Consider the following 5,473-nt stretch of genomic DNA (forward strand, 5'->3'; position numbering starts at 1 on the left):
GCCGAGGGCCGCCCGGTGCTGGGGATCTGCGGGGGCTTCCAGCTGCTGGGCGAGCGGATCGAGGACGAGGTGGAGTCGCGCGCCGGGACGGTGGACGGTCTGGGCCTGCTGCCGGTGCGGGTGCGCTTCGAGGCGGAGAAGACCCTGGCCCGGCCGGCGGGCGAGGCGCTGGGCGAGCGGGTGGAGGGCTACGAGATCCACCACGGCGTGGCCGAGGTCACCGGCGGCGACGAGCCCTTCCTGGACGGCTGTCGCTCCGGTTCGGTGTGGGGCACGCACTGGCACGGCTCGCTGGAGAGCGACGGCTTCCGGCGCGCCTTCCTGCGGCGGATGGCCGCCGACGCGGGGCGGGCGTTCGTCCCCGCCCCGGACACCTCCTTCGCCGCGCTGCGCGAGGAGCAGCTGGACCGGCTGGGCGACCTGGTGGAGGAGCACGCCGACACCGCCGCGCTGCTGCGGCTGATCGAGGACGGCGCACCCGCGGGTCTGCCGTTCGTGCCGCCGGGTGCGCCGTGAGCGGCGCGAGTGACGCGAGTGGGACCGACAGGACGAACGAGAACACCGACACGGCCGATGCGAAGGACGTACGAACCGATGGGGGCTCGATGAGCACGGTACTGCTGCTGTCCACCGCCGACACCGACCTGCTGGCGGCCCGCGCCTCCGGCGCGCCGTACCGCATCGCCAACCCGGCGCGCGTCGACGTCGCCGGGGAGCTGCCCGCGCTCGTGGAGGGCGCGGACATCGCCGTCGTACGCCTGCTGGGCGGTCGGCGCGCCTGGGAGGACGGGCTGGCCGCGCTGCGGGCCACCGGGATCCCGACGGTGCTGCTGGGCGGCGAGTCCGTCCCGGACGCGGAGCTGATGGCCGCCTCCACCGTCCCGGCCGGCGTGGTCGCCGAGGCGCTGGAGTACCTGGTGGCGGGCGGACCGGAGAACCTGGCGGAGCTGGTGCGCTTCCTGTCCGACACCGTGCTGCTGACCGGCCACGGCTTCGCCGGACCACGCCCGATGCCCGAGTACGGTGTCCATGGCGACCGCGGGCACGACCCGTCCCGGCCGACGGTGGGCGTGCTGTTCTACCGGGCCCACGAGCTGTCGGGGAACACCGCCTTCGTCGACACGCTGTGCGACGCGATCGAGGAGCGCGGCGCCAACGCCCTGCCGGTGTACTGCGGTTCGCTCAGGAGCGCCGACCCCGGTCTGTACGGACTGCTGGGCCGCGCCGACGCGCTGATCGCCACCGTGCTCGCCGCCGGCGGCGCCCACGCGGCGGACGCGAGCGCGGGCGGCGACGACGAGACCTGGGACGTCGGCGCGCTGGCCGAGCTGGACGTCCCCGTGGTCCAGGGCCTGTGCCTGACCGGCTCCCGCGCCGTCTGGGACGCCTCCGACGCCGCCCTGTCGCCGATGGACGCGGCGATGCAGGTGGCGATCCCGGAGTTCGACGGACGGCTGGTCACCGTGCCGTTCTCCTTCAAGGAGGACGGCCCCGACGGGGTGCCCGTCTACGTCGCCGACCCCGAGCGGGCCCGCCGGGTGGCCGGGATCGCGGTGCGGCACGCGGCGCTGCGGCACAGGCCGAACGCGGACAAGAGGATCGCCCTGGTCTTCACCGCCTACCCCACCAAGCACTCGCGCGTCGGCAACGCCGTGGGCCTGGACACCCCGGCCTCGGCCGTGGGGCTGCTCCGCGCCCTGCGCGAGGCCGGTTACGACACCGGTGAACTGCCCGGAACCGGCGACGAGCTGATCCACCGGCTGATCGCGGCGGGCGGCCACGACGTGGAGTGGCTGACCGAGGAGCAGCTGGCCGCCGCGCCCGCCCGGGTGCCGCTGACCGACTACCGGCGGTGGTTCGCCGCGCTCGACCCGGAGCTGCGCGAGGCCATGCGCGAGCACTGGGGCGAGCCGCCGGGCTCGCTGTACGTGGACGGCGAGGGATCCGGCGCCGAGATCGTGCTGGCCTCGCTGCGGTTCGGCAACGTGGTGGTGATGATCCAGCCGCCGCGCGGCTTCGGCGAGAACCCCATCGCGATCTACCACGACCCCGATCTGCCGCCCTCCCACCACTACCTGGCGGCCTACCGCTGGATGGAGACCCCGCGGGAGCAGGGGGGCTTCGGCGCCGACGCCGTGGTGCACATGGGCAAGCACGGCACGATGGAGTGGCTGCCGGGCAAGGGCCTGGGCCTGTCGGCCGGCTGCGCCCCCGACGCGGTGCTGGGCGATCTGCCGCTGGTCTACCCGTTCATCGTCAACGACCCCGGCGAGGGGACGCAGGCCAAGCGCCGCGGCCACGCCACGGTCGTCGATCACCTGGTGCCGCCGATGGCGCGCGCCGACTCCTACGGCGACCTGGCCAAGCTGGAGCAGCTGCTGGACGAGTACGCGCTGGTGAGCGATCTGGACCCGGCCAAGGCCCCGGCCGTGCGCAGCCAGATCTGGACGCTGGTGCGGGCCGCCGAGCTCCACCACGACCTGCGTGTGGAGGAGCAGCCTGACGAGGACGAGTTCGACGAGTTCGTCATGCACATCGACGGCTGGCTGTGCGAGATCAAGGACGTGCAGATCCGCGACGGCCTGCATGTGCTGGGCGGCGGGCCGGTGGGCGAGCCGCGCGTCAACCTGGTGCTGGCGGTGCTGCGTTCGGCCCAGGTATGGGGCGGGGTCGGCGGCGCGCTGCCAGGCTTGCGGGCGGTGCTGGCCGAGCACGTGGGGCTGGTGGAGTCCGAGCTGCTGGCCGAGCCGGGGGCGCGCCTGGAGGTGCCGAAGGCACTGACCGCGCTCGCGGACGGGCCCTCCCGTACCGCCTCCGACGCGGTGGACCTGCTCGAGCGCCTGGCGCGGCGGCTGGTGGAGTCGATGGAGGCCCGCGGCTGGGCACGCGAGGCGGCTTCGGAGGTGGTCCGCGAGGTGCTGGACTCCGAACTGCCGGGCGCCGTGCGCGTCCTGGAGTTCGCCGCGGACGAGGTTGTGCCCCGGCTGGAGCGCACCGGGGACGAGATCGGCAACGTGCTGCACGCGCTGGCCGGCGGTTACGTACCCGCCGGTCCCTCCGGCTCGCCCACGCGCGGCCTGGTCAACGTGCTGCCCACGGGGCGGAACTTCTACTCCGTGGACCCCAAGGCGATCCCGTCCAAGCTGTCGTGGGACGTCGGAAGCGCGCTGGCGGACTCGCTGCTGGCCCGGCACCTGGCCGACCACGGGGAGTACCCGAGGTCGGTGGGTCTGACGGTGTGGGGCACCTCCTGCATGCGCACACAGGGCGACGACATCGCGGAGATCCTGGCGCTGCTGGGCTGCCGCCCGGTGTGGGACGACGCCTCCCGGCGGGTGACGGGCTTCGAGATCGTCCCCCTGGAGGAGCTGGGCCGGCCGCGCATCGACGTCACCGTCCGCATCTCCGGCTTCTTCCGGGACGCCTTCCCGCACGTGGTGGCGCTGGTGGACGACGCGGTGCGGGCGGTGGCGGAGCTGGACGAGCCCGCCGGGTCCAACCACGTACGCGCCCACGCCGACGAGGACACCGCCGCCCACGGCGACCGGCGCAGGGCCACGGCGAGGATCTTCGGTTCCAAGCCGGGCGCGTACGGGGCCGGGCTGCTGCCGCTGATCGACGCCCGCAACTGGCGCTCGGACGCGGACCTGGCCGAGGTGTACGCGGTGTGGGGCGGCTACGCGTACGGGCGCGGGCTGGACGGCCGCCCGGCGCGCGGCGACATGGAGACGGCGTTCCGCCGCATCCAGGTGGCGGCCAAGAACGTCGACACCCGCGAGCACGACATCGCCGACGCCGACGACTACTTCCAGTACCACGGCGGCATGGTGGCGATGGTGCGCCATCTGACCGGGGACTCCCCCGAGGCGTACGTGGGCGACTCGGCCGTCCCCGACCAGGTTCGGACGCGGACGCTGGGCGAGGAGACCCACCGGGTCTTCCGGGCCCGGGTGGTCAACCCGCGCTGGATGGCGGCGATGCGGCGGCACGGCTACAAGGGCGCCTTCGAGATGGCGGCCACCGTCGACTACCTCTTCGGCTACGACGCGACGGCCGGGGTCGTGGACGACTGGATGTACCAGCGGCTCGCGGCCGAGTACGTCTTCGACGAGACCAACCAGGAGTTCATGAAGCGCTCCAACCCGTGGGCGCTGCGGGGAGTGACCGAGCGGCTGCTGGAGGCCGCCGACCGCGGGCTGTGGGCCGAGCCGGAGGAGCGGACCCTGGAGCGGCTGCGCGAGATCTACCTCGAACTCGAGGGTGACCTGGAGAGCGGTTCCGACGATCTGGAGGGCGACGCGTGACCAGCACCGCGACCACGACCACGGCGGCCACCGCGACCGCCGGGGCGGCCACCGCCGCCTATCCGTTCACCGCGATCGTCGGCATGGACGACCTGCGGCTGGCGCTGCTGCTGAACGCGGTCTCGCCGGCCGTCGGCGGCGTCCTGGTGCGCGGCGAGAAGGGGACGGCGAAGTCCACCGCGGTACGGGCCCTGGCCGCTCTGATGCCGCCGGTCGAGGCCGTGCCCGGCTGCCGCTTCTCCTGCGACCCGCACCGCCCCGACCCCGTCTGCCCGGACGGACCGCACGGGGCGGGGCCGGGCGCGAGCCGGCCGGCCCGGATGGTGGAGCTCCCGGTGGGCGCCTCCGAGGACCGGCTCGTGGGATCGCTGGACATCGAGCGGGCCCTGTCGGAGGGAGTGAGGGCCTTCGAGCCGGGGCTGCTGGCGCAGGCGCACCGGGGCGTCCTCTACGTGGACGAGGTCAACCTGCTGCAGGACTTCCTCATCGACTCGCTCCTGGACGCCGCCGCGATGGGCGTGGTGCACATCGAGCGCGAGGGCGTCTCGGTGCGGCACTCCTCCCGCTTCCTGCTGGTGGGGACGATGAACCCCGAGGAGGGTGAGCTGCGTCCGCAGCTGCTGGACCGCTTCGGCCTGACCGTGGAGGTGGCCGCCTCCCGGGAGACCGGCGAGCGGATGGAGGTCGTGCGGCGGCGCCTGGAGTACGACGAGGACCCGGCGGCCTTCGCCACCCGCTGGGCCGGCGAGGAGAGCGTGCTGCGAGAGCGGATCGCGGCCGCGCGGGCCCTGCTGCCCGAGGTGCGGCTGGGCGACGCCGCGCTGCGCCAGATCGCCGCCACCTGCGCGGCCTTCGAGGTGGACGGGATGCGGGCCGACATCGTGATGGCGCGTACCGCCACCGCGCTGGCGGCCTGGGCGGGGCGCACCGATGTGGTGGCCGAGGACGTGCGGCAGGCAGCGCTGCTGGCCCTGCCGCACCGCAGGCGCCGCAACCCCTTCGACGCGCCCGGCCTGGACGAGGAGAAGCTCGACGAGACGCTGCGGCAGGGCGGAGGCGCGGGAGACGGCGCGGACGACGGGCCGCCGGAGGACGATCCGGACCCGGACGGTGGCCCCGGTGGCGGCGGTGGCGGCGGTGGCGGCGGCGGCGGCCGGCCGCCGCAGGAC

At 74.5% G+C, this 5,473-nt stretch carries 2 protein-coding genes and 1 pseudogene; all 3 read left to right on the top strand.

The window, feature by feature from the left end; genetic code table 11:
- Nucleotides 1-516: pseudogene (locus tag LJ221_RS23110) on the top strand (cobyric acid synthase); the annotation flags it as partial.
- 89 nt (nt 517-605) lie between these two features.
- Entirely contained in the window at nt 606-4,304 is a 3,699-nt protein-coding gene (gene cobN / locus LJ221_RS23115; RefSeq protein WP_241718647.1) for a cobaltochelatase subunit CobN, read from the top strand.
- An 83-nt stretch (nt 4,305-4,387) separates the two neighbouring features.
- Nucleotides 4,388-5,473, top strand: a 1,086-nt coding sequence (locus tag LJ221_RS23120; RefSeq protein WP_241718648.1) for an ATP-binding protein, incomplete at its 3' end; no start/stop codon positions are given.

Origin of the sequence: Streptomyces sp. CNQ085 (assembly GCF_022614595.1) — a bacterium.
Lineage (GTDB): Bacteria > Actinomycetota > Actinomycetes > Streptomycetales > Streptomycetaceae > Streptomyces.

Bases quoted from the DNA above. Each gene is read 5' to 3' on its own strand.
- cobN (WP_241718647.1), top strand. From the start codon at position 606: ATGAGCACGGTACTGCTGCTGTCCACCGCCGACACCGACCTGCTGGCG.